17 protein-coding genes are annotated in these 24,279 nt (G+C 65.8%); 6 read left to right on the forward strand and 11 right to left on the reverse strand.

The window, feature by feature from the left end; genetic code table 11:
- Positions 1–152 precede the first annotated feature (152 nt).
- The 3 genes from AC07O2_RS21820 to AC07O2_RS21830 are packed head-to-tail and all read left to right on the forward strand — an operon-like array spanning position 153 to position 5,905.
- Positions 153–3,221 carry a CHAT domain-containing protein gene (locus tag AC07O2_RS21820; RefSeq protein ID WP_495234365.1) on the forward strand — a complete coding sequence of 1,023 codons (3,069 nt, stop codon included), beginning with the start codon at positions 153–155 and terminating at the stop codon, positions 3,219–3,221.
- 20 nt (positions 3,222–3,241) lie between these two features.
- Positions 3,242–4,114, forward strand: coding sequence for a hypothetical protein (locus AC07O2_RS21825; RefSeq protein ID WP_495234366.1), 873 nt, complete (start codon positions 3,242–3,244; stop codon positions 4,112–4,114).
- Positions 4,115–4,141: 27 nt separating this feature from the next.
- Positions 4,142–5,905, forward strand: coding sequence for a CHASE2 domain-containing protein (locus AC07O2_RS21830; RefSeq protein WP_495234367.1), 1,764 nt, complete (start codon positions 4,142–4,144; stop codon positions 5,903–5,905).
- A 70-nt stretch (positions 5,906–5,975) separates the two neighbouring features.
- Here the strand turns inward: AC07O2_RS21830 and AC07O2_RS21835 are convergent, their stop codons facing one another.
- The 8 genes from AC07O2_RS21835 to AC07O2_RS21870 all read right to left on the reverse strand — a co-directional run bounded on the left by AC07O2_RS21835 (position 5,976) and on the right by AC07O2_RS21870 (position 15,079).
- Positions 5,976–8,414 carry a PEP-utilizing enzyme gene (locus tag AC07O2_RS21835; protein ID WP_495234368.1) on the reverse strand — a complete coding sequence of 813 codons (2,439 nt, stop codon included), beginning with the start codon at positions 8,412–8,414 and terminating at the stop codon, positions 5,976–5,978.
- Positions 8,414–9,856 (reverse strand): TIGR01777 family oxidoreductase, encoded by a 1,443-nt coding sequence (locus tag AC07O2_RS21840; RefSeq protein WP_495234369.1) that lies wholly within the window; start codon positions 9,854–9,856, stop codon positions 8,414–8,416. The genes AC07O2_RS21835 and AC07O2_RS21840 overlap by 1 nt, the downstream gene beginning before the upstream one ends.
- Complete coding sequence (locus tag AC07O2_RS21845; RefSeq protein ID WP_495234370.1) at positions 9,849–10,316, reverse strand: cell division protein; 468 nt, start codon at positions 10,314–10,316, stop codon at positions 9,849–9,851. The genes AC07O2_RS21840 and AC07O2_RS21845 overlap by 8 nt, the downstream gene beginning before the upstream one ends.
- 5 nt (positions 10,317–10,321) lie before the next feature.
- On the reverse strand, positions 10,322–10,744 hold the full coding sequence (locus AC07O2_RS21850) for a thiol-disulfide oxidoreductase DCC family protein (protein ID WP_495234371.1): 423 nt from the start codon (positions 10,742–10,744) through the stop codon (positions 10,322–10,324).
- Positions 10,741–11,286 (reverse strand): GbsR/MarR family transcriptional regulator, encoded by a 546-nt coding sequence (locus AC07O2_RS21855; protein WP_495234372.1) that lies wholly within the window; start codon positions 11,284–11,286, stop codon positions 10,741–10,743. Before AC07O2_RS21855 ends, AC07O2_RS21850 begins: the two co-directional genes overlap by 4 nt.
- Positions 11,287–11,515: 229 nt before the next feature.
- Positions 11,516–12,712 (reverse strand): tRNA guanosine(34) transglycosylase Tgt, encoded by a 1,197-nt coding sequence (gene tgt / locus AC07O2_RS21860; protein WP_495234373.1) that lies wholly within the window; start codon positions 12,710–12,712, stop codon positions 11,516–11,518.
- A gap of 2 nt (positions 12,713–12,714) precedes the next feature.
- A complete protein-coding gene (gene queA, locus AC07O2_RS21865) occupies positions 12,715–13,764 on the reverse strand; it encodes a tRNA preQ1(34) S-adenosylmethionine ribosyltransferase-isomerase QueA (RefSeq protein WP_495234374.1) in 1,050 nt (349 codons plus the stop codon).
- Between the two features lie 85 nt (positions 13,765–13,849).
- The gene (locus AC07O2_RS21870) at positions 13,850–15,079 is read right to left on the reverse strand and encodes a cyclic di-GMP phosphodiesterase (protein ID WP_495234375.1); all 1,230 of its coding nucleotides are present in this window, start codon (positions 15,077–15,079) and stop codon (positions 13,850–13,852) included.
- A gap of 140 nt (positions 15,080–15,219) precedes the next feature.
- Between AC07O2_RS21870 and recG the strand changes: the two genes are divergently transcribed.
- A complete protein-coding gene (recG, locus tag AC07O2_RS21875) occupies positions 15,220–17,304 on the forward strand; it encodes an ATP-dependent DNA helicase RecG (protein ID WP_495234376.1) in 2,085 nt (694 codons plus the stop codon).
- On the opposite strand, the gene AC07O2_RS21880 is transcribed toward recG, so the two are convergent.
- Positions 17,305–18,345, reverse strand: coding sequence for an alpha/beta hydrolase family protein (locus AC07O2_RS21880; protein WP_495234377.1), 1,041 nt, complete (start codon positions 18,343–18,345; stop codon positions 17,305–17,307).
- 153 nt (positions 18,346–18,498) lie between these two features.
- On the opposite strand from AC07O2_RS21880, the gene AC07O2_RS21885 reads away from it, so the two are divergent.
- Positions 18,499–19,536 carry a helix-turn-helix domain-containing protein gene (locus AC07O2_RS21885; RefSeq protein ID WP_495234378.1) on the forward strand — a complete coding sequence of 346 codons (1,038 nt, stop codon included), beginning with the start codon at positions 18,499–18,501 and terminating at the stop codon, positions 19,534–19,536.
- On the opposite strand, the gene AC07O2_RS21890 is transcribed toward AC07O2_RS21885, so the two are convergent.
- On the reverse strand, positions 19,528–20,760 hold the full coding sequence (locus AC07O2_RS21890) for an HD-GYP domain-containing protein (RefSeq protein ID WP_495234379.1): 1,233 nt from the start codon (positions 20,758–20,760) through the stop codon (positions 19,528–19,530). The genes AC07O2_RS21885 and AC07O2_RS21890 overlap by 9 nt on opposite strands.
- Positions 20,761–21,086: 326 nt before the next feature.
- Between AC07O2_RS21890 and AC07O2_RS21895 the strand changes: the two genes are divergently transcribed.
- Positions 21,087–23,006: a phosphatase PAP2 family protein gene (locus AC07O2_RS21895; protein ID WP_495234380.1), complete on the forward strand. Its 1,920-nt coding sequence runs from the start codon at positions 21,087–21,089 to the stop codon at positions 23,004–23,006.
- A gap of 17 nt (positions 23,007–23,023) precedes the next feature.
- Here the strand turns inward: AC07O2_RS21895 and AC07O2_RS21900 are convergent, their stop codons facing one another.
- The gene (locus AC07O2_RS21900) at positions 23,024–24,250 is read right to left on the reverse strand and encodes a cyclic di-GMP phosphodiesterase (RefSeq protein ID WP_495234381.1); all 1,227 of its coding nucleotides are present in this window, start codon (positions 24,248–24,250) and stop codon (positions 23,024–23,026) included.
- Positions 24,251–24,279 lie beyond the last annotated feature (29 nt).

Below are 24,279 nucleotides of genomic sequence, written 5' to 3' on the forward strand. Positions count from 1 at the left end.
CGCATTGAAGTTCAAGCCAAATATGCCGCTGGCGCAGCTGGTATCTGCGCTGGAAGCTATTGAATAGATAGCATGTGAGGTCGTTCCCCGATTGACACCCGTCGCCGGCCAGAACTAAGATTTGCCGACTTGGGTTGCCTGGGAGGCTGTTTGTGCATGCACTGTCCGAGCGACACCACCGGGGCCACTATGGGCTCGCCATTTGCCTGTTGGCGCTGTGCCTAGCCCTGCCGCTGGCGGCCCACGCACAAAGTGATGCCGACGACGCGGGCAACATGTCCAGCCTGGACGAAGGCGACGTCAGCGGCAGCAACCTGACCCGCGACGAAGCCACCCGCCTGCTGGCCCAGCCTCTGCCCGATACCCCGGATGCCCGCTACGCCGCGCTGCAACGCCAGTACCGTGCGGCCTTGTTGCTGGAAGAGCGCGCCCGCCTGATCGCCACTGCCCGCCAATTGGTGGACGCCGGGCGCGGCCGGCCCGGCGGGGAGAGCTGGATCACCACCTACCTGGATGCTGAATTCACCTGGGGCAGTTCGGGCAAGGCATTGGAGGTCAGCGAAGCTTTCGTCACGGATTCCAGCCTGCCGCTGGGCCAGCGTGCCTTGGCTGCGTTGCGCCAGACCTATTTCGCCGCCCAGGGTAATGACCGCGCCATTCTGGCCCGGCTGTGGTCGCGTGCCGACGACCTGGCGGCGCAGGCCCTGCGCCAGGGCGTGGCGCCCGCCGGTCTGCCCGTCAATCGGCTGCAGGTGCGTGCCGAAATCGAGCGCTGGCAAGGTAATGGCAAGGCAATGGTGGCTACGCTGCGCGAATCGATAGGCCTGAGTCGCAGTGCCGTGCAGGCCGCGCGCAGCCACAGCACCGGGCCGCGCGACCCGGATGTGCTGGATGCCTATGGCCGTCTTGACGGCTCCATGGGCATGCTGACCTACGCCCTGGTGCGCGATGGCCGGCCGCAGGAAGCCATCCATGTGGCCCAGGCCAACCTGGCGCTGTGGCGCTCCGGCCAGATCAGCGACGGCCTGGGCGCGCGCTGGAACTACCGCTTGGCCACCAGCCTGAACGCCACCCAGCAATTCGCCCCGGCGCTGGCCGCAGCCCAGCTGTCCGACGAAATGCTGCAGCGCGCCGGTGTCAGCGCCGCCAGCCATACCGGCTGGCTGGCACGCCAGGAGATCGTGCGCGCGCTGATCGGCCTGAAGCGCTGGCCCGAGGCCGATGCGTCTTACCGGGGCTTTCTGGCCAGCATGCCGCCCGACACTCTGGCCCGCACCCGCGCATCCGACTGGCGGCTGCTGGCCCTGCTGGCGGTCAAGAACGGGCGCATGGAAGAGGCGCTGGAGCTGACTGAGCGCTCGCTGCGCTACCGCAACCGCCTGTACGGCGCCAACCACCCGCAAACCCAGGAGGCGGCCGGCATGCGCGGCCTGGTGCGCCTGCTGCGCGGCGACCTGCGCCTGGCCATGGTGGACTACGAAGCCCTGTTCGCCGCCACGCTGGACAACCCCGGCGGCTGGCTGGACCTGGACCTGCGCGGTGTGCGCGGCTATGTGCTGGGCATTACCTTCGACGAGTTCATGCGCTTCGTGGCCGACAAGGCGCTGAAAGGTGAGGCGGTGGACCCGGCCATGAGCGACCGCGCCCTGCAGCTGGCCGACCGCAGCAGCCTGGGCGTGACCCAGCGTGCCATCACCGACAGCACGGCCCGCGTGCTGGCCAGCACACCGGCCCTGCGTGCCCTGCTGGACCAGGAGCAGACCCAGCGCCAGGCCGTGTCCGCTTTGGTCGCCACGCTCAACACCAGCCTGGGCGAGGAAGATAGCCTGCGCCGCCAGGCCCAGACGGCCGAATTCAAGGCCCTGCCAGAGGCCGACCGCAAAGCCTTTGCCGAGCGCCAGCAGGCCGTGCGCGATAGCATCAAAACCCAGCAAACCGGTGTCAGCACTGCGCGCACCGCGCTGACCACCCAGCGCGAGCGGATCGCCAAGCAGTTCCCCGCATACGCCGACCTGGTCACGCCCAGCACGCCCCGGCCGGACCAGCTGCGCCAGCTGCTGACCCCCGGCGAGGCCCTGCTGGTGCTCTACCCCACCGACAGCGCTACCCTGGTCTGGCTGTTGGGTGCGGATGGACGCAAGGCCTTCAGCGCCGTGCCCGTGCCGCGTGCCGACCTGGTCCGGCGCGTGGCCCAGCTGCGTAGCCAGCTGGACCTGGGCAGCGCCCCCGCCGGACGCGAGCCGGTGGTGCCCGGCGCCCCGCTGTACGCGCTGTACAAAGACCTGCTAGGCCCCATAGAACCCAGCCTGCGCGACCTGCGTTCGCTGCTCATCGCCACCGAGGGTCCGCTGGCCAGCCTGCCGCTGGCGGCCCTGGTCACACAGCCGCCGCAGCCCGACCAGGCGCCGGCCTGGCTGGTGCGGCAGATGGCGGTGACTCAGCTGCCTTCGTCCTCGGCCTTGCTGGCGCTGCGCCGAGTAGCCCAGCCTGCGGTGGCGGCCAAGGCCTTGATGGGGTTTGGCGACCCACTGTTCAATGCCCAGGCCAGTAAAGCCGTGCGCGTGAGCACCCAGCTGCAGCCAGATGCCGCGCGCTACGACGCCGAATGGGGCTTTCGCTACGCCGACATGCCGGCCTTGCCCGATACCCGCACCGAGCTGCTGGCCCTGGCCAGCGCACTCGGCGCGAATGCCAAGACCGACCTGCTGCTGGGCGCCCAGGCCACGCGCCGCGCCGTGCTGGACGCGAATCTGCTGGACCGCCGCGTGGTCGCCTTCGCCACCCACGGCCTGCTGCCCGGTGAGCTGCCCGGTATCTCCAAACCCTCGCTGGCCATGGCTGCCACCAGTGATGAACGCGAGTCGCCGCTGTTGGAGTTGGACGACGTGCTGGGCCTGCGCCTGAATGCGCAATGGGTGCTGTTATCGGCCTGCAACACGGCGGCGGGCGAGCAGGGCGGGGCGGCGATGTCCGGCCTGGTGCGCGGCTTCTTTTTTGCAGGCGCGCGCTCGGTGCTGGCTACCCATTGGGCGGTGGAATCGGAATCGGCCACGGCCCTGACCAGCGCCACTTTTGCAGTCCAGGCCAAGGGGGCGGTTTCGCGCGGCGAAAGCCTGCGCCAGGCCCAGCTGGCCATGCTGGACGGCACACTGGGCGGCGGCCGCTGGAGCCACCCGTTTTACTGGGCGCCGTACGCGCTGTTTGGCGACCCGGTGCGTTGACCCCCTTCACGAGGAATCCCATGTCCCCCACACACGCTTTCGTACCGGCCCGATGGACCGCCTGGCTTTTGCTGCTGGCGCTCAGCCTGTGGGCTGCGGGCGCCCAGGCGCAGGCGGTAGCGGTGGTGACCGATGTCAAAGGCGCAGTGGCGTTCGCCTCCGGCGGCAAGCCGGTGGCACTGCTGTCCGAGCTGGCCACGGGCGCCGACATCCAGCTGGACAAGGGCGCTACGCTGAGCTTTGTCTACCTGCAGTCGGGCACCGAATTCCAGCTGCGCGGGCCGGCGCGCATTACCTTGGGAGCGACCGGGCCGCAGTCTGTTGCCGGGGCCAGCGCCATTCTGCGTTCGTCAGTGGTGGCCGCCGAAACCGCGCGGCTGCAGACCACCAATGGCCGCGTGGTGTTGGGCGGCATGGTGATGCGTGGGCCAGGCCTGGACCGCTTCAAACTGCTGGAGCCTACCGGCAAGGTGCTCGGCGTCCGCCCCACATTCGCCTGGACCCTGCCTCCCGGTAATGCCCGCGTGCAGTTTGAACTGCGCGACGAGGGCAGCGACAAGCAGCTGCTGTCTACCACTGTGTCGGGCAGCCAGCTGGTGCTGGACGACAGCGTGCAGTTGCAGGCCGGTGTGAACTATGTGTGGAGCTTGACGCTGGAGGTGCTGGGTGCCAACAGCCTGGTTCGCTCTTCGTATTTTTCGCTCAGCAGTCCGCAGGAGCGTGAGCGCATGGAGGCCTTGCGGCCTGGTCCGCAGGCACCGTTTTCCGACCGGCTGATCTATGCATCGCTGCTGGAGCAGGGCCGGTTTCTGAGCGACTCCCGCAAGCTCTGGCAGCAGCTGGCCGACGAGCGGCCCGACCTGCCCGAGCTGCGTAGCCTGGCCAACAAATAAGTGCCGGCCAACCCACCAACCATTCCCATGCGCACCGTATGGGCTGGTTACGCCCTGGTACTGGCGCTGGTAGCCCTGTTGCTGGGCACGCCGCTGGTCCGCCCGCTGGAGCTGGGCCTGCTGGATGTGCAGCAGCGGCTGCAGCTGCATTACGCACCCCGGCCGGTGCGCAAGGACGTGGTCATCGTCGGCATCGATGAAGCCAGCCTGCAGCAGTTCGCCGAACCCTTTGCCCTGTGGCACGGCCATATCGGCACGTTTCTGCGTGGCATGGCGCTGGCCAAGGCCTCGGTGGTGGGGCTGGACGTGGTGCTGCCCAGCCGCTCGTTTGACAGTGTGCTGCCCGGTAGCGACGCCCAGCTGCTGGGCGGCCTGGTGGCGGCGCGCCCGGTGGTGCCGGTGGTGCTGGGTGCATCCGCCGATGAGGCCGGCCAGCCACTGCCCATCCATGCGCCCTTCGTCACCCTGGCCGGCGCTGGCGGCACCGGCTCGTTGCTGCTGGCGCCGGATGCCGACCATGTGGTGCGTCGCTTCAACGAAGACCTGGGCGCGGACGGCCAACCCATCCCTTCGCTGGCCGGCCAGATGCTGCGCAAGCTCAACCCGCGCGCCTTCCCGCAGTTCGGCCTGATCAACTACGCCCTGGGCGACTACCCACGCTACATCCCGCTGCAGCAGGTGAACCAGTGGGTGGAGGCCGGCGATGTGGCCCAGCTGGCCCAGGCCTTTGCCGGCAAGCCGGTGCTGCTGGGCAGCGTGCTGCCTTTTGAGGACCGGCAGGTCCAGCCGGTGAACCTGGCTGGCTGGGAGGTGGATAACAGCCGCAACGTGCCCGGCGTGCTGGTGCATGCGCAAATCCTGCGTTCGCTGCTGAATGGCGGTTTGGTGGTGCCGGTGGGCGGAACGTGGGTGGCAGCCCTGGCGCTGTTGTGTAGTTTGCTATGGTTTTTACAGCTACGCCTGCAGGTAGCGCTTGCGCTGGCCGTGGTTTTTGCTGTGGGTCTGCTGGGCGCCACCAGTCTGCTGCTGCACCAGGGCCTGTACCTGCCGGTGGTGGTGCCGCTGCTGGTCGGCGTACTGGCATTGGCCGGGCGCTGGCTGCTGACGGCACTGCTGGAAATGGACGAGCGGCGCCGCCTGCGCGCCGCCTTTGCGGGCTACGTCAGCCCGCCGGTGATGCAGGAAATACTGGCCCGCCGCCTCAACGCCGGCCTGGGCGGCGAGCTGCGCCATGTGTGCATGCTGTTTGCCGATATCCGCGGCTTCACCACGCTCAGCGAAACCCTGGCGCCGCAGGCCGTCATCGCCTTGCTGAACCGCTATTTCGAGCAGGTCAACCAGGCCATCCATGACCAGGGCGGCACCATCAGCTGCTTCATGGGTGACGGCATCATGGCCATCTTTGGCGCGCCGCAAGGCATGGACAAACCCAGCGTAGCCGCCTTCGCCGCCGCCCGCACCATGCTGGAGGCGCTGCAGGGCCTGAACGCCGAGCTGCAGTCTGAGGGCCGGCCGCCCATCGCCATCGGCATAGGCCTGCACGTCGGCGAGGCCATCGTAGGCCACCTGGGCTCGCAGGCGCGGCACGACTACTCGGCTATTGGCGACGCAGTCAACGTGGCTTCGCGCATCGAGGGCCTGACCAAGGACCTGGGCCACCCGCTGGTTTGCTCCCAGGCCGTGGTGGACGAGCTGGCCCAGCCGTACATCTTCAGCGACCTGGGCCCGCAGGCCATCAAGGGCCACAGCCCGGTGCAGGTTTGGGGCTGGAAGCCCGGGCCTTTCCGCTGAGAATTTAGATGAAATAGGGCTGTAGCGCAGGTGTTTCTTGCGCAAGTAGCTATTGAATAAATAGCATCCGTTAGGGTGCAATCCGTGTGAGAACGCCATCTTGGTAGCGCACCTTTTCACCTCGCCATCGGGTGTCCACATCGGGTACCACGGCGGAGGGTCTGCGCAACTCTCGCAGCAAGGTAGCGCCGTGCGACAAACGGCCACCCATGCGTACGATCACGGCGCGGGCCATTTGGTAGTCCGCATAGCGGCCGGGGTCCAGTGTTTCCTCCAATAGGATGTCTTTGCCCAATATGCCTTCTACCGTGCCCGGATAGATCACAAAGTGGGTCGCCTGTTCGGTGCCGCTATGGCCGTCTTGCCAAAAGCTGCCGTCTTGCGTACGGGCGTGGGGGTGGGGCGCAAACCAGTGGGCTTGGTCGGCTGCGGGCATGGCATGGTGCAGCCTGAAGAAGATGCGCATCAGGTTATCCCGATACCACTCGCGCACCTGCACGTAGTAACCGCGCATGCCAGGCAGGCCCAACTGGTGCACGGTGCGCACGTGTGTTGGCCACTCGGGAAACGGCTGCAATGGCAGCGCCAGATCGGGCGGGCGGGGTGTCGCCGGATCGGTTTCCCAGGGTAGGCGGTGCGGCGCATGGCGCAGGTCCTGGTACACGGTGTCTGGCCGGCCGAACCAGTCGCCACCGCTGCTGGCCAGGGCCGTGGCAATGCATAAATTACCCTGCACAACAAACACGTAAAAGCGCACAAACCAGTCGGCGAGCAATTGGCCATCCGTGCCCGTTAGCGCCAGCTGGTTCAGTTCCTGGTCGAAACGGCGCAGGCCTGGCTCCAGCGCCCGCAGGCTTTTCCGGCTTTGCGCTTGCATGCGGGCAAACAGAGGTAGCGACCGCAGTAGCCGCATCGGGCGTAGCGGTATGTGCGGTGTGGAGCTGCCGACTTCGCCGGAGTAGCGGTGTGCGGGCAGCCCCCAGTCGGCGAGCCGAGCTAAAAACAGGTCGTTGTTAATGTACGAGGCATCGCCAAACAAGGCGGTGAAGGGCTCGTTGTCCTGCAGCACCCGCGCATCCCAGCGGGCCAGGACGGCGGGGATGCTGGCGGCGGCGCGGCGCTGGGCGTATTCCACCAGGCGGCTGGGTTGCGGTGGCAGGATTTCGGCAATGTTGGCGGCGGTTAGATGCCTGCGCCAGCCGTAGTGGCTGATGGGACGGTACTGCAGCAGCCACAGCTGTTGGCCGTCCCAGGCCCATTCCACGTCGCCGTGTACGTAGTGGAAACTGTGCAGCACCGCCTGCAGAAACGTCCACAGGACCTGTTCGGTCAGACCATGGGTGGTTTGGAATCCACCATCGGCCCAAGCTGAGCCAATGCGCGAAATGGTGGCCCGCTGGGGTGTGCCGTGGCCGTCTGCCAGGGATTCCAGATGGCCGTCCACCCATTCCACCTCCACCGCCAAATGGCGCACAAAGGCGATGCCCGAGACCTGGGGGGCGATGTAGCGCTGCACTACCACTTCTTCTACGCCGTGGGCACGCAGTGTGTCGATATGGGCCGGCACCTCGGCGGCTGGCAGACGGAGGTAGGTGGTGCTCAGGCCGGCATTGGCGGCATCGGCCTGGTCCTCGTAAGCGCTGGACGAGCGCACGGCCCAGAGCGCGCCGGGTGGGGTGGCAAGCAGCGCTGGCAAACGCGGATCGGTAGGCTCGGTCACCGTGATGCCTGGCGGCACCGGCAGACCCGCCAGCTCCGCGAGGCGCAGCCGCCCACCTTTGCTGTGCGCCACAAAGCCGGGTTCGTGGGACTCCAGCCATGCGGTGAATGCGCTGGGGTCATCGATCCAGGGATAGTGGCCCCAGTCCGGCTGGGTATGGACCGTCAGTTGCGCCCGCGCCAGCACGGCAGACCAGGCCGCCGCATGGTCCTGGGCCAGCACCGCGTCGCGGCCGCCCCACACCAGCTCGACCGGGTCGGTGATCCATTCCAGCAAAGGCAGGGCGGTGTCGGCCTTGACCAGGTCCCAGTAAGGAATGAAGGCTCGGCAGCGGCGGTAACCATCGCCCATGCGTTGGTACTGCGCGGATGTCCAGCGCTGCGCAGAGAACTTGCGGGCAAACCAGGCGGGGCGGTGCGATAGCAGGCGGTGCACGAGCTTGCGCAGCGGCAGCGGCGCCATCAATGCCGGCAACCTGCGTTGCCACAGAAACACGCCGACGGGCGCCAGCAGCACAGTGCGCGCAAAGTGCCCCGGCTTGCGCTGCAAGGCATGCAGCACGATCAGCGCGTTGACGCCCACGGCCAGGATGCTTTGCCCGGGAATAGTGGCCTCTAGCAGCACTTGCGCATAAGCTGACAAATCCGCGCACGGCGGTTGCGCGTTGTCGCCGAAGCCGGGTAGCTCCAAAGGCACTGCGCGGTGGTGCCGAAAGTGGGGTAGGGCGTCATCCCACCAGTCGGCCGCACCGCCGTTGCCGGCGAGAAAATACAAAAGAGGTTGTGGCATCAGGCAAGGTCGCGCAGTGCGCTAGTCAGTGTGGGGTAGCGGAAGGCAAAGGCGGCGTCGGCCAGCCGGGCTGGGACCACACGTTGCCCATCCACAAACAGCTCGGCCATTTCTCCGGCCAGCCAGCGAATAGGTGCTGCGGGAATGTGGAACCACACGGGCCGGCCCAGGATCTTCCCGGCCGTGGCGGCAAACGCGGATTGGCTGACCGGCTCGGGGGCGACAGCGTTGTAGGTGCCGCGCATGGCGGGATTGCCTAGGGCAGTGGCGACCAGTGCCAATACGTCGTCGCGATGGATCCAACTGATCGCTTGCTGGCCACTTCCCAGACGTCCGCCAAAGCCCAGGCGGTAGGGCATCAGCAGCGGCGCCAGTGCGCCACCGGGGCCAAAAACCACGCCTAGGCGCAGCACCACCTGGCGCATATCGCACGTAACGGCGGACTGGGCGGCGGCCTCCCAGCGTGCGCACAGCTCGGCCATGAAGCCTTGGCCTTTGGGGCTCTCCTCGGTCAGGGTTTCGCTGGCATCACGCACACCGTAGTAGCCGATGGCCGAGGCCTGTATCCACACCGTGGGCTTGTGCTGGGCCTTTGCCAGCCAATCTGCCAGCGCCTGGGTGGTGCCGATGCGGCTGGCCAACAGCTGCTGCTGACGTTGCGCAGACCAGCGAGGGCCGGCAACCGGAGCGCCTGCCAGGTTGATGACGGAGTTGAACACCTCGGCCGGGTCCAACGCGTTCAGCGACCGGATGCTGCGTGCCCGTCCGTCGAACAGATAGGCTGCCCGCAAGGGGTCGCGCGCCCAGATGGTTACGTTGTGGCCTGCGTCCAGCAACTGGGCCACCAGCGCTTCGCCGATGAAGCCGGTGCCGCCGGTAACCAGCACGCGCTGGTGCGCCAAACCGCTGAAAGGGTTGTTGGGCGCAGGCTGGTGTGCCATGCGCCAGGCCGCCACACCATCGCGTACGCCCGAGGCCGCGACGCCGGCGGCAAATAGCGTCAGCACCCAGCCGCGCCAGCCGAAATCGATAGCCACCAAGGCGCTTGGCAATGCCGACCATTGCACCAGTTGCATGCCGTACAAGCCGAACAATGCGCCGCCGTTGATGGCCAGCACCGTGTGTAGCACGCGCTCGCTGGCGGGCAGCTTGCGGCTGCGGTCTTCGACCACAAAGTCCCACAGCGTGAGCAGCACTTCCACCGCCACCACGCTTGCCACCAGTAGCGCCCAGGCGCCATGAAACGCCAGGTGGGCGATGCTGGCGAACAGCAGGGCGTACAGCACGGCCCGGATGGCATGGATCGATAGCTCCAGCCGGGCGCTGCGCCGATGGGGCAAATCGACCGTCAACTCATGGTGGTAGAGGGTGTCAAAACCGCCCATCAAGCCCTGTGCGATCAACAGGCTCAGTGCCCATTGCAGATAAGGCGCTTCATGCATGTTTCGCTTTCTCAATAGTCCGGTCGTGGCGGTACAGCCAGACCAGGGGCGGCAGCATGCCCACCAGGGCAACGCAATCTGCCCACACGTGTGGCCAGGCCTGGGCTTGCAGGGAAATCAGCATGTCCTGTGGTGCCCAGATGAGCAGGCCGGCGATCAGCCAACCCCAGGCGCTGGGGTTCTTCTGCGTATCGCCCATGCGGATCAAGGCCCACATCCACAGCGACAGGCATTGCACGGTGGCGCCGAACAGGGACAGCCACCAAACCTGCTGGGCGCGCGCTGGCGCGGGTGCCAGGCCAGCCCAGAAAGCGGTCTCTATACCCTGGTGGTAGCTGTTGAACAGCGCGGCGTTGGCGACCCACGGCAGCAGCGCGCCAACCAGAAGATGGACCAGCGCTGCCACGTACATCCAGCGCACCACCCAGGTCCGCTGGAGAGAAATTGAGGTGTTAGCCATGGGGTTCAGCGCGGTAGAAATGGGTTGCCTGTGCGACACACGCCGGCGTCGCAGGTGGGCACTGCCTGGTAGCCCAGCAGCCGGGAGAATCGGTAGCGGTTGCGGGCAAAACCGCGGTATAGCGAAGCCAGCATGGGCCGTAGTGCCCGTATGCGCAGCGGCGACACCAGCCAGCCACGCCCGACCAGGCTGTAGGCCGCCAGCAGGCTGTCGATGCCGACCAGCACCTTCCCGTCCGCTGTCAGGCTGTACAGCTCGGTGTTGAGTGCGGCCAGGTCCACGCCCAGCAGCGCGGGGTCGAAGCCGTCTTCTGCGATGTCGACGAATGCCAGTCGGCCGGCCCTATCCCAGCGCCGCAGCCGCCCCATTTCTGCCTTGCAGAATGGGCATTGTCCGTCGAAGTACAGGTGCAGTGCAGGTGCGTTCATGGCTTGGCATCCTTGCTGTCGGAACCCAAGAACTGCGCCACCGTACCGCCCATTTTTAACAGGCGCTTCAGCGTGGCGGGTGGTAGGTGCTTGAAGTCGTCATAGGCGCGCATCAGCATTTCCATGAACTCCAGCATCGCGGCCATCTTGGCGTGGGTGGCGGCATCCAGTGCGGGGTCGTCTTTGGCACCATCGGCGCATTCGCGCAGCAGTGCCAGTGTGGGATCGAGTTCGCGCTTTTTGCGCTCATCCATCACCACGCGGAAGATGTCCCAGATGTCCTGGTGGGCTACGAAGTGGTCGCGGCGGTCCGCCACCGCGTGGGTCACGCGGACCAGGCCCCAGCCCTGCAGTTCTTTCAGGCTGTTACTGACATTCGAACGGGCCACGTTCAACGTGTCGGCAATGTCTTCGGCATTGAGTGGCTGGTTGCTGCAGAACAGCAGCGCATGGATCTGGGCGACCGTGCGATTGACGCCCCATCGGGTGCCCATTTCGCCCCAGTGGAGAACAAATTTTTGGGTGGTAGGGCTGAGTTCCATGTGATTTCTTTAATTTCTGTCGTTACAGAAATTAAAGAATAGAACGCACTGCATGTCAATACATCGACAAAATATTAGCCGATGAATTTTTGAAAAAAGTGACTCTGATGCAGCTGATATCAGCGATAGAAGCTATTGAAAATATAGCAACTGCTGGTTTCTGCACGAACTGCAACCTTGCAAATCGGGAACGGCATTCCCTGATTTGCAAGGTAAACCACGTCGTGGTTCAGACCCCGCGCGCCCGGTCCGCCTTGAATTGCGCGCGGAATGCACCGAACGTACCCGCGTCCAGCGCCTCGCGGATTTCGCGCATCAGGTTCAGGAAGTAATGCAGGTTGTGGATGCTGGCCAGCATGGGGCCGAGCATTTCGGCGCAGCGGTCCAGGTGGTGCAGGTAGGCGCGGCTGAAGCCGTCGCGGCCGCCATTGGCGTAGGACACGCCCGAGGTGCCGGCGCAGGCGTGGCAGGTGCAGGTCACGTCCAGCGGCTGCTCGTCGGTCTTGTGGCGGGCGTTGCGGATCTTCAGGTCGCCATAGCGGGTGAACAGCGTGCCGTTGCGCGCATTGCGGGTCGGCATCACGCAGTCGAACATGTCCACGCCTTCGGCCACGCCTTGCACCAGATCCTCGGGCGTGCCCACGCCCATCAGGTAGCGCGGCTTGTGGGCTGGCAGCTTGTGCGGCGTATGCGCCATGATGCGCAGCATCTCGTCCTTGGGCTCACCCACGCTGACGCCACCGACCGCGTAGCCGGGGAAGTCCATCTCGACCAACTGGTCCAGCGACTCTTGCCGCAGGTTCTCGAACATGCCGCCCTGCACGATGCCGAACAGCGCGTTCGGGTTTTCCAGCCGGGCGAATTCGGCCTGGCAGCGCTTGGCCCAGCGCAGGCTGAGTTCCATGGAGTTGCGGGCTTCGCGCTCGGTGGTGATGTGGCCCTTGGTGTCGTAGGGCGTGCATTCGTCGAACTGCATCACGATGTCGGAGTTCAGCGTGGTCTGGATTTGCATGCTGATCTCGGGCGTAAGGAATAGCTTGTCGCCATTCACCGGCGAGGAGAACTTCACGCCTTCTTCGCTGATCTTGCGCATCTCGCCCAGGCTCCAGACCTGGAAGCCGCCGCTGTCGGTGAGTATGGGCTTGTTCCACTTTTCAAACTGGTGCAGGCCGCCGAACTGCGCCATCACGTCCAGGCCCGGGCGCATCCACAGGTGGAAGGTGTTGCCCAGGATGATCTGCGCGCCCATTTCTTCCAGGCTGCGTGGCATCACGCCCTTGACGGTGCCGTAGGTGCCCACGGGCATGAAGATCGGGGTTTGCACCACGCCGTGGTTCAGCGTCAGCGTGCCGCGGCGCGCATGGCTGCCAGCGTAGCTGCCGTCGGCAGAAGGGACATCGGTGGCGAGTAGGTCAAATTTCAACATGGTCAGGCGGTCTTTCGCTGGAGCAGCATGGCGTCGCCATAGCTGAAGAAACGGTATTGGTTGGCGATGGCGTGGCGGTACAGGTCCATGATGTGCTCGTAGCCGGCAAACGCGCTCACCAGCATCATCAGGCTGGACTTGGGCAAATGGAAGTTGGTCACCAGCAGGTCCACATGCTGGAATACAAAGCCCGGCGTGATGAAGATACGGGTGTCGCCGCTGGCCAGGCCGGACTGGGCCCAGGATTCGAGCGTGCGCACGGTGGTGGTGCCGACAGCGACCACCCGGCCGCCACGGGCCTTGCAGGCCGTAATCGCCTGCTGGGTGGCGCTAGGCACTTCGTACCACTCGCTGTGCATCTGGTGCTCGGCGATGTTCTCGGTTTTCACCGGCTGGAAGGTGCCGGCGCCCACGTGCAGGGTGACGCTGGCGCGCTGTATGCCACGGGCTTCGAGTTCGGCCAGCAAAGCGTCGTCAAAGTGCAGGGCGGCGGTGGGCGCGGCCACGGCGCCGGGTGCACGGGCGAACACGGTCTGGTAGCGCTGCGCGTCCTCGGCCGAATCGGTGTGCGTGATGTAGGGCGGCAGCGGCACATGGCCGTGGCGCTCCATCAATGTGTAGGGGTCGTCGCCTGCGTCGTTGCTGAGCACGAAGCGGAACAGCGTGCCGTCGGCATCGGGCCAGCGGCCCAGCAGGGTGGCGCGGAAACCGCCATCGCCTACCAAGCTGATGGTAGCGCCGGGCTCGGGCTTCTTGCTGACCCGCATATGGGCGGCGACCTGGTTGCCGGTGAGTACGCGCTCGACCAGCAACTCCACCTTGCCGCCGCTGGCTTTTTCGCCGAACAAACGGGCCTTGAGCACCTTGGTGTCGTTGAAGACCAGCAGGTCGCCGGCCTTTAGCAAGCCGGGCAGGTTGCGGAAGATGCGGTCCTGGGCGGTGGCGCCGGTGCCGTCCAGCAGGCGGGAGCTGCTACGTTCAGGGGCGGGGTGCTGGGCGATCAGGGCCTCAGGCAGGATGAAGTCGAAATCGCTGAGGGAATAGGTGCGCATGGAACTTGAGGGCTGGACAAACCCATACCAAGAGTTGAGGGGAAAACCCTAGATTCTCCCACGCGGGGCTGTCGGGCCTGGTGGGTTAGCTACCGCTGGCCCATAGTTCGTCCAGATCTGCGAAGTTCCAGAAGTCTGGGTTTTCGCGGCCGACGATCTTTTCTTTGGTGGTCGATGCGGCCAGGTCCACGACTTCCGGGGAGATGCGCATATCGGATTTCGTGGAGTAGAACACCGTAACCAGCGGTTTGAGCAGGCTGCTGGGGTTTTGTTCCGTCACCACGCCCAGGCGGCCCGACGCCAACTTGACCAGCGAGCCCACGGGGTAGATGCCCAGGCTCTTCACAAAGGCCTGGAACACCATCGGGTCCAGGTGGCCCGAGGTCCATTCGGCCATGCGCTTGATGGACTCGGCTGGGTCCCAGCCCTTTTTATACGGGCGGTTGGAGGTGATGGCGTCGTACACATCGCAGACCGCGCCCATGCGGGCGAACAGGCTCATGGCGCCGCCCTTTTGCTGGTCGGGGTAGCCGGTGCCGTCGGTGCGTTCATGGTGGTGCAACACCACGTCGAGTACGGTGTTGTCCACCGCCTGGCCTTCGACCAGCATGCTGTAGCCTTTCAGGGGGTGGGACTTGATGATGTCGAATTCGGCGTCGGTCAGCTTGCCGGGTTTGTTCAGCACCTCCATGGGCATCATGGCCTTGCCCAGGTCGTGTAGCAGGCCGGCCAGGCCCATGGAGCGGGTCTGCTCTTCGTTCAGGTGCATCTGGCGGGCCAGCGCGATCATCAACGCGCAGACGGCTACCGAGTGCATATAGGTGTAGTCGTCCACTGTTTTCAGGCGAGCCAGGCTGATCAGTGCGCCGGGGTTGCGGGCCACGGAGTCGGAGATTTCCTGCACCAGATGGCCCGCCAGCTCGGTATCCACGGCATTGCCCATCCGGGCTTCATGGAACATGGCGACCACGGCCTCCTTGGCCTTGTTGCAGATATTGGCGGCGCGTTTGAGTTCGGTCCTGGCGGAGGTGGGGGCGGTATCGCGGACAGGCCCATCCTCCAGGGTTGCGTCATCCTCCAAGCTGGCCATCATCGACTCGGCCTCGGCCACCGGGGCCTCGCCGGGGGCAATGTCCAACCCCTTTTGGGTGTCGATCCACACTTCCTGGATGGCGCTGGCCTGGGCGCGGGCCAGATCCTGGGGATCCGTCAGCACAAAATGGTTGCGCCAGAACGGGTGCTCCATCCAGGGCCCGCAAAAGCCATCAATGTGCATTCCTAGCGTCAGTTGTTGAACTTTGATTCGTTTGAGCATAGGACAAGAAAAACTCGCGAATGACGTGGTGCCCCCATCAGCAGCACGGACTGGCACGCATAGTATGGCCCAGGATGCTGTGCCCATCACCATAAAGTTTGCCGCGGAGCGCCATGGACAACAAGGCAAAATCCAGCCCCATGGTTGCCCCCCCCGCGAAGCTCAATCCTGCCCAGAAGGCCCTGCTCAAACTCGGATTGCACCGCGATATCGATCTGGCCCTGCACCTGCCGCTGCGCTATGAGGATGAAACCCGCATCACCCGCCTGGCCGATGCGCGCGAGGGCGAGACGGTGCAGATCGAGGCCACGGTCACGCATAGCGAGGTCACGCTGCACGGTCGCCGCCAACTGGTGGTGACGGTGGATGACGGCAGCGACACCTGCCAGCTGCGCTTCTTCAGCTTCTACCCCTCGCACCAGAAGACCCTGTCCGTGGGCGCGCGGCTGCGCGTACGTGGTGAGCTCAAGGGCGGCTTTATCGGCCGGCAGATGCTGCACCCGGTGTTCAAGCTGGCCGGTGGCGAGCTGCCCGATGCGCTCACACCGGTGTATCCGAGTACCGCCGGGCTGCCGCAGGCCTATTTGCGGCGTGCCGTGCTGGGTGGCCTGAAGCGCGCGCCTTTGTCCGAAACCCTGCCGCCCGGCGCTGCGGATGCGGATTTAAGAAAAATCGGCCGCCAGCGCATATGGAACCTGCGCGAGGCGCTATCTTTTTTGCACCACCCCACGCCCGATGTATCGCTGGCCGCGCTGGAAGACCGTAGCCACCCGGCCTGGCAGCGCCTGAAGGCGGAGGAACTGCTGGCCCAGCAGCTCTCGCAGCTGCAGGCCAAGCGCGAACGCGACCGCCTGCGCGCGCCGCCGCTGCACCCGCTGCCCGGCGCCCGGCTGCAGCAAGATCTGCTGGCCGCGCTGCCGTTTGGGCTGACCGGTGCGCAGCAGCGTGTGGGCGTGGAGATCGCCGCCGACCTGGCTTTGCCGGTACCCATGCACCGCCTGCTGCAGGGCGACGTGGGTTCGGGCAAGACCGTGGTGGCTGCGCTGGCCGCCTGCATTGCCATGGATGCCGGCTGGCAGTGCGCGCTGATGGCGCCCACCGAAATCCTGGCCGACCAGCATTTCCGCAAGCTGGTGGGCTGGCTGGAGCCATTGCTCACGCCCTTGGGCAAATGCGTGGCCTGGCTCACCGGTAGCCAGAAGACCAAGGCCCGCCGTGAGATGCTGGCAAGAATAGCCAGCGGCGAGGCCGCGCTGGTGGTCGGCACCCACGCCGTGATCCAGGACAAGGTGGAATTCAAGAACCTGGCGCTGGCGCTGATCGACGAGCAGCACCGCTTTGGCGTGGCTCAGCGCCTGGCGCTGCGCAGCAAGCTGCAGGAAGACGGCCTGGAGCCACACCTGCTGATGATGACCGCCACCCCCATTCCCCGCACCCTGGCCATGAGCTACTACGCCGACCTGGAGGTGTCCACCATCGACGAGCTGCCACCCGGCCGCACCCCCATCGTCACCAAGCTGGTGAACGACGCCCGGCGCGACGAGGTGATAGAGCGCATCCGCGCCCAGATCGACCAGGGCCGCCAGGTCTACTGGGTGTGCCCGTTGATCGAGGAAAGCGAGGCGCTGGACCTGGTCAACGCCACGCAGACCCATGCCGACCTGAGCGATGCCTTGCCGGGCGTGCTGGTCGGTTTGCTGCACTCACGTATGGCGGTGGCCGAGAAGAAGGCGGTGATGGATATGTTCAACGAAGGCCTGATGGGTGTGCTGGTCAGCACCACCGTGATCGAAGTCGGCGTGGACGTGCCGAACGCCTCGCTGATGGTGATCGAACATGCCGAGCGCTTCGGCCTGAGCCAGCTGCACCAACTGCGCGGCCGGGTGGGGCGGGGCGCCGCCGCATCGGCCTGCGTGCTGCTGTACTCCACCGGCGACGCGCCGCGCCTGGGCGAGGTGGCCCGCGCCCGCCTGAAAGCCATGGCCGAGACCAACGACGGCTTCGAGATCGCCCGGCGCGATCTGGAAATCCGCGGCCCCGGCGAGTTCCTGGGCGCCCGCCAGTCGGGTGCCGCGCTGTTGCGCTTCGCCGACCTGGAGACCGACCGCGAGCTGCTGGACTGGGCTCGCGCCCTGGCCCCCACCATGCTGGACCGCTACCCGGCGCTGGCCGAGCAGCATGTGCAGCGCTGGCTGGGCAGCAAGGCCGAATACCTCAAGGCTTGATCAAGGGCTGAGCAAGGCCCTGGACACCAGCCGCAGCAGCTCGGCATGGATGTCCGCCCGCGTGCGACTGCCGCCGTCGTCGCACAGCGGGTCGGGGTCGCCCTCTTCGGCCAGGATGGCCCGGCCATTGGCCTGGCATTCGCCCAGAAAGCTGAAGTGGATGGCGTCTGGCACCGTGGTGTAGCCCGACCCGGGAATGGCCTGCGCCAGGGGTGCGGCCGCAACGGCCCGGGGATGGGTGCCGGGCCGGCCCAGGTTGATGATGTGCACCGGTACCGTAATGTTGCGTAGGCTGTCCACTTCAAAGGCCTGGGCCAGACCGGGGTCGATGGCGATGGCCTGCTGGATGCGCGGGTCTTTGAAGGACTGGCCGAAGCGCGTGGCGTCCAACTGCCGCAGGCCCACCGGGCTGCCGGCCAGCCAGCGGCATTCGCCCAGGCGCACGGTCATGGCCGCCGGGTCCTCGCAGTAGCGGGCATAGCGATCCAGATTCACCCGGGCGCCGGCCAGCGCCAGTGCGGTGTGGCCGCCCAGTGAGAAGCCCAGCACGGCTACCCGGTCTGGCTGGATGCGAGCCTGCCAGTCCGGCTGGGCCAGCAGGGCTGTGAGCACGGCCGAGATGTCGGCCGGCCTCTCCCAGATGCGCATGGTGGCTTCCGGCGTGGAGTTCCCCGTCGTGGTGCCGGGGTGGTTGGTCGCGGCCACGATGTAGCCTTGCTGGGCCAGCGGCCCGGCCAGCCAGCCCATACTGGCCGCATTCCCACCGGAGCCGTGCGACAGCAGCAATAGCGGGTAGCGGCCTGGCGCCACGGGGGCATCCTGGCGCGCCGGTGTGCCTTTGAACAAGCGGTTTTCGCCCACCGGCAGGGTCTGGCCGCCCGGTGCTGCGGGGTACCACAGCAGCACTTCCAGCGGGCGCTCACGGGCCGGGGCTGGTAGATACAAGCGTTGCAGGCCGGGGGCGTCTTGCGACCAGACGCAGGGCGCGATGCAGACCAGGCAGAGCAGCAGATACCGCCAGCGGGAGAAGATCAGAGTCATGGTGTTTCCTCAGGTAGAGTGGGCGCGCCGGCGGCTTGCCGGCAGCCGACCAAGAATGGCGTTTGCCCCCCGTTTTGGCGCCCTGCAAGCGGATAGAGGCCGACCTGGAACGCGATCCAGGCCTTTCGATTGACTGATTTACCGATTCCATCCATGTTCTTTGTTCCTCTTCCGTTTGTTGTGGCCTTGGTGCTGGTGTATTTGCTGGCGCAGATGACCTGGCGCCAGGGCACCGTGGTGCTGGCGAACCGGCGCTTTCGTTTGCTGCTGGGCGGCTATGCCTTGCTATCCATGCTGATAGGCCTGCGCTGGGGCTATGGCGTGAAGACGCTGCTGCCGCTGCAGGCGACCCTGGCCGTCACGCTGGCGGCCTGGGCCTGGTGCTGTTACCAGAGTCTGGCTGCAGTCCCGGCCCCCCGCTGGCAGTGGCTGCACGGTGTGCCTGCGGTGCTGGTCGTGCTGTTGTTTGCGGCCTGGCCCGATGGAGTGGATGCGGTCGTGGTGCTGGCCTATTTGGGCTACGGCCTGGCCTTGCTACGGCTGGCGCGGCGCGGGCCGGATGCGCTGGGCCTGGCCCGGCTGGACGAAGCCTTGCTGGCGCACCGTGCGCTGTGGGCTACGGCCGTGCTGTTGCTGATGTCGGCGCTGGCCGATGTGTTCATTGCCTGGGATATACGGCACAACGCCGGCAGCCACAGCGCAGCCCTGGTGGGGGCGGGCCAGTTGCTGATGCTATTGCTATGTGGCTACGCGGCCGCGGTGGCGGCAGACAGCCTGCCGGAGACCGAGAACAAGCCTGAGCCCGTGGCAGACACGCCGGCGCCTGTGGCCGAGCCGCTGGAGGACGGCCCCCGCATCCGCGATACGCTCAATGCGCTGCTACAGCAACAGCCGCTGTACCTGGAGCCCGACCTGAACCTGTTGCGCCTGGCGCGCAAAAGCGGCATCCCTGCGCGCCAGATTTCAGCGGCCATCAACCAGGTGGAGGGCAAGAACGTGTCCCAGTACGTCAACGACTTCCGGGTTCAGCATGCCTGCCGCTTGCTCTTGACTACCGAGCAGACCGTGACCGATGCCATGTTGGCCAGCGGCTTCCAGACCAAGTCGAACTTTCAGCGTGAATTTCGCCGTGTGACTGGCACCACACCGCAGCTGTGGCGGCAGGCGCAGAAGGACAAGCTCTCAGAGTGACGCGGGTTCAAAGCCCGACCACAGCGGGTTCAGGTCCGGGAACTGCCATTGCTGCGGGTCTTCGCGGGCGATGATTTTTTCCTTGCAATCGGGCGCGGTCAGGTCGATTAAAAAGGGCGGCAAACGCAGGTTGGATCTGGTGGAGAAAAACACCTTCACCACCGGCTTTAGCAGCGCGCCTTCGCTTTGCGCGGTGACCACGCCGATGCGCCCGGAGGTGAGCCGCACCAGCGAGCCCGTGGGGTAGATACCCCGGCTTTTCACAAAGGCCTGGAACATCCGGCCGTCCAAATGGCCGTTGGTCCAGCTGGCCATCTTGCGTAGCGCCTCGGATGGGTCCCAGCCCTTTTTGTAGGGCCGGTCGGAGGTGATGGCGTCGTACACGTCGCAGATGGCGCCCATCCTGGCCAGCAGGCTGATTTCGTCGCCTTTCAGTCCATCGGGGTAGCCGCTGCCGTCGGCCTTTTCGTGGTGGTGCAGCACGATGTCCAACACCATGGCGTCCACGCTGGGGTCGTTCAGCAGCATTTTGTGGCCCTCTACCGGGTGGGCCTTGATGACGGCGAACTCGGCGTCGGTCAGCTTGCCGGGTTTGTTCAGCACATCCAACGGCATGGCGGCCTTGCCCAGGTCATGCAGCAGGCCGCCCATGCCCGCGCAGCGGGTTTGCTCATCGTTCAGCTGCAGCTGCAGCGCCAATGCCACCATCAAGGCGCACACGGCGACTGAATGCATATAGGTGTAGTTGTCGGCCGTTTTCAGCCGGGTCAGGCTGACCATGGCGTCCGAATTGCGGGCGATGGAGTCGGATATCTCCTGTACCACCTGTCGGGCCAGGGTGGAGTCCACCTTTTTGCCCAATTGGGCGTCCTGGAAGATGTCCACCATGGCCTGGCGGGACTTGTTGCAGATCTCGGCGGCGCGGACATATTCCACGGCGGCGGGCGTGGGGCGGGTGTCACGTACCGGTGCCGGCAAGGGGGTGGGCAGGGTGGGGGAGGGCGCTATGCGGGCCTCCGCGGTTTCGGGCTCGGGGGCTACGTCCAGGCCTTTGCTGGTATCTATCCAGACCTCTTGCACATTGCTGTTGCGTACGCGCTCCAGGTCCTTGGGGTCGCTCAGCACGAAGTGGTTGCGCCAGAACGGGTGCTCCATCCAGGGGGCACAAAAACCATCGATGTGCATCCCCAGAATAAGGTGTTGAACGTGGATTCGTTTGAGCATGGTTCTTGGTAGCACGTAACAAAAGGGCGGCGGACCCGCAGGCGCCTCCCGGTACACGCCTGCGCTGGCAAGTATGGCGCAGGATGGGCGATTTACCGTGTTCAAGCCGCGCTGAAGTTCCTGTGCTTTGTGGAGAAAATCGCGGTTTGCGCAGGTAATGCCTGCGTAAGTTGCTATATTTTTTGATGGTCTTGCTGGGGCGGGCATGCGTCATGCCTGCGTCACGAAGCGCTTTTATTGTCCTGGGTTGGCATGCCTTTGCAGCTGCTTTCCGATGCCGGGCCTCTCGGGCCGCCGGCGCTTTTTGACGCTTTGGACCCTTCCCCATGCAGACCCCTTTCCGATTCCTGCCCCGTACCTTGTGCGCCGCCATGGCCGTGGGCTTTTTGTTGGCCGGTTGCGGCGGCGGCGATACGCCGTGGACCACGCCAGCCGCGCCCACCGGCTTGGGCACGGTGGACACCGCAGCGGTGGCCAACGAGACCACGGTGCTGCCGTTTGTGGACTATGCCGCCACCAATGTGCGTGGCGACGGCTGCCATGCCACGCTGGATACCAATGCGGGCGTGCGCGTGCTCAGCGGCTTTTTGGATCTGTGGACCCCGGCCACGCTGCTGGTGGATGCTGGCGTGACCGTGGCAGCCACTGGCAGCTGCCCCGCCATCACTGCCTATACCGGCACTGGCATGGACGGCACGGTGAAGAACGCCACCGTATTGAACGCCAACGTGCAGTACGCCATTGACGTGACCACCGCGCGTACCGCCGACCAGGCCTCCGCCGCCTATTTTGATGACCGCCGTGGCAAGGGCTATAGCGTGACCGGTGGCCTGGGCCCGCTCACCGCCGCCTGGCGCACAGCCGCGCAGCAAACCACCACCATCACCAGCGTGCCGGCCGACGCCACCACCGTGTTGTACACCGATGGTGGCAACAACACCGGCGTGGGCGGCTCCAGCAACACCAGCTTTGGTAGCGTGGTGGACTTTGTCGGCCTGATGGGCACGAACGCATCCACCGAGCCGGCCAAGCGCTTCTACAAATACGCGCGCCCCTGGCGCTGGAGCAGCAGCGTGGTGGTGGTGCCCGCACTGGTGCCGGCCAAGGGCTCCCCAGCCGCTACCGATGGCGGCTACCCCAGCGGCCACACGGCCGAAGGCGTACGTGATGCGCTGGCCATGGCCTATGTGATGCCCGAGCGATTCCAGGAGATGGTGGCCCGTGCGCTGGAGCTGGGCAATAACCGCATCCTGGCGGGTATGCATTCGCCGCTGGACGTGATCGGTGGTCGCATCCTGGGCCAGGCCTCGGCGGTTGGCAACTTGTACGCTGCGAGCGCCAGTACCCGCAAGGCGGCGTATGACCAGGCCCACAGCGTGCTGATGTCCGCAGCCGGCACCAGCGACCTGACCAGCTTCTACAGCTATGCCCACTCCGGCAGCAACGACCGCTTTGCCGACAGCGCCGCCACCAAGGCCGCCGCCCTGACGCGCCTGACCTTTGGCTTCTCCCCAATTGCTGCCACTACCGCCGTGGCGAACGTGCCCAAGGGTGCGGAAGTGCTGCTGGAAACGCGTTTGCCCTACCTCAGCGCCGACCAGCGCCGCGTGGTGCTCAAGACCACGGCCCTCAGCGCGGGCTACCCTGCGATGGACGATGCCGAAGGCTATGGCCGCCTGAACCTGGTGGCTGCAGCCGACGGCTTTGGTGCCTTCAATGGCGACGTCAGCGTCACCATGGACGCCAGCCTGGGCGGCTTCAACGCGGCCGACACCTGGCGCAACGACATCAGCGGCGCGGGCCTGCTGACCAAGCTCGGCAGCGGCACGCTGGGCCTGAGTGGCAACAACAGCTACAGCGGCGGCACTGTGCTGAACGCCGGCACCCTGGTGGCTAGCTCCGCCAAGGCCCTGGGCAGCGGCGATGTGTACCAGAGCGGTGGCGTGTTGCGCGTCACGGCGGCCAGCCCTTTGGCATTGGGCAAGCGCTTCACCCAGACCGGTGGTACTTTGCAGCTGGTGTTGGCCACGGCTAGCCAGGGCACGCTGGCCGTGGCCAGCGACATCACCCTGGGTGGCAACCTGGCGGTCAGTTTTGGCTACCAGCCTGTGGTGGGTGACCTGGTGACCGTGCTGTCCAGCAGCGGTGCCGCCTTGCATGGCCGTTTCGCCAGTATCACGGTGGATGGCCATAGCGTCACGCCGGTCTACAGCGTCAACGGTTTGCAGCTACGCATCAACTCCTGAGATTGCTGCGGAGGCCGCTAGATGAACCCGGACCAGAGTGACTCCTGGTCCGGGAAGCGCCAGTAGTCGGGGTCTTCGCGGGCGGCGATTTTCTCGGTGCAGCCCGCTGCGGCCAGGTTCACCAGTTCGGGGCGTATGCGCATGTCTGACTTGGTGGAGAAGAACACCTTCACCACCGGCTTCAGCAGAGTGCCCGGGCTTTGCTCGGTCACCACGCCTATGCGCCCCGAGCTGAGCCGCACCAGCGCGCCCACCGGGTAGATGCCCATGCGTTTCACAAAGGCCTGGAAGATGCGCGGGTCCAAGTGGCCCTTGGTCCATTCGGCCATGCGCTGCAGCGCCAGAGACGGGTCCCAGCCCTTGTTGTAAGGGCGGGTCGAAGTCACGGCGTCATAGACATCGCAGATGGCGCCCATGCGGGCCGATAGGCTGATGGCTTCGCCTGTTAGACCGTCCGGGTAGCCCGTGCCATCCATTTTTTCATGGTGGTGCAGCACCACGTCCAGCGCCATCGGGTCGGCGGCCAGGCAATCCATCAGGATCCGGTAGCCCTCCTTGGGGTGGGCCTGGATGGTGGCGTATTCGGCGTCGGTCAGCTTGTTGGGCTTGTTGAGTACGTCGGTGGGCATCACGGCCTTGCCCATGTCGTGCAGCAGGCCGGCCAGGCCCATGGAGCGGGTCTGCGACTCGTCCAGCTCCAGCTGGCCCGACAGCGCCACAATCAGCGCGCAGACCGCTACCGAATGCATATAGGTGTAGTCGTCGGCGGTCTTCAGCCGGGCCAGGCTGACCATGGCGTCTGGGTTGCGCAAGACCGAATCGGTGATGTCTTGCACCAGCGCCTGTGCCAGTTCGGTATCCACCGCATGGCCCATCCGGGCCTCCTGGAAGATGGCGGCCACCACCTGTTTGGCCTTGCTGCAGATCTGCGCGGCGCGTGCATATTCCACCGCGGTGGCGGTGGGGGCGGTGTCGCGCTGCGGTGGTGTTGCGGGCTCCTGCGCGATGGGCGCGGCTGGGGGGCGTGGAGTGGCGGCTGAGGGGGCCGGACCGGCCTCCACATCCAGGCCCTTGCTGGGGTCTATCCATACCTCTGCGACCTTGCTGGCGTGGATGCGTGCGATATCGGCCGGGTCCGCCAGCACGAAATGGTTGCGCCAGAAAGGGTGGTCCATCCACGGCGCGCAAAAACCGTCGATGTGCATACCCAGGCGCAGCTGCTGGACGGGTATGCGCTTCAGCATGGGCCGCCTGGGGGAGCTTGCTTAGAACG

The organism is Rhodoferax sp. GW821-FHT10B06 (assembly GCF_059415605.1).

Coding starts and splice junctions, on each gene's coding strand:
- AC07O2_RS21825 (WP_495234366.1), top strand. CDS start 3,242: ATGTCCCCCACACACGCTTTCGTACCGGCCCGATGGACCGCCTGGCTT.
- AC07O2_RS21830 (WP_495234367.1), top strand. CDS start 4,142: ATGCGCACCGTATGGGCTGGTTACGCCCTGGTACTGGCGCTGGTAGCC.
- AC07O2_RS21835 (WP_495234368.1), bottom strand. CDS start 8,414: ATGCCACAACCTCTTTTGTATTTTCTCGCCGGCAACGGCGGTGCGGCC.
- AC07O2_RS21840 (WP_495234369.1), bottom strand. CDS start 9,856: ATGCATGAAGCGCCTTATCTGCAATGGGCACTGAGCCTGTTGATCGCA.
- AC07O2_RS21845 (WP_495234370.1), bottom strand. CDS start 10,316: ATGGCTAACACCTCAATTTCTCTCCAGCGGACCTGGGTGGTGCGCTGG.
- AC07O2_RS21850 (WP_495234371.1), bottom strand. CDS start 10,744: ATGAACGCACCTGCACTGCACCTGTACTTCGACGGACAATGCCCATTC.
- AC07O2_RS21855 (WP_495234372.1), bottom strand. CDS start 11,286: ATGGAACTCAGCCCTACCACCCAAAAATTTGTTCTCCACTGGGGCGAA.
- tgt (WP_495234373.1), bottom strand. CDS start 12,712: ATGTTGAAATTTGACCTACTCGCCACCGATGTCCCTTCTGCCGACGGC.
- queA (WP_495234374.1), bottom strand. CDS start 13,764: ATGCGCACCTATTCCCTCAGCGATTTCGACTTCATCCTGCCTGAGGCC.
- AC07O2_RS21870 (WP_495234375.1), bottom strand. CDS start 15,079: ATGCTCAAACGAATCAAAGTTCAACAACTGACGCTAGGAATGCACATT.
- recG (WP_495234376.1), top strand. CDS start 15,220: ATGGTTGCCCCCCCCGCGAAGCTCAATCCTGCCCAGAAGGCCCTGCTC.
- AC07O2_RS21880 (WP_495234377.1), bottom strand. CDS start 18,345: ATGACTCTGATCTTCTCCCGCTGGCGGTATCTGCTGCTCTGCCTGGTC.
- AC07O2_RS21885 (WP_495234378.1), top strand. CDS start 18,499: ATGTTCTTTGTTCCTCTTCCGTTTGTTGTGGCCTTGGTGCTGGTGTAT.
- AC07O2_RS21890 (WP_495234379.1), bottom strand. CDS start 20,760: ATGCTCAAACGAATCCACGTTCAACACCTTATTCTGGGGATGCACATC.
- AC07O2_RS21895 (WP_495234380.1), top strand. CDS start 21,087: ATGCAGACCCCTTTCCGATTCCTGCCCCGTACCTTGTGCGCCGCCATG.
- AC07O2_RS21900 (WP_495234381.1), bottom strand. CDS start 24,250: ATGCTGAAGCGCATACCCGTCCAGCAGCTGCGCCTGGGTATGCACATC.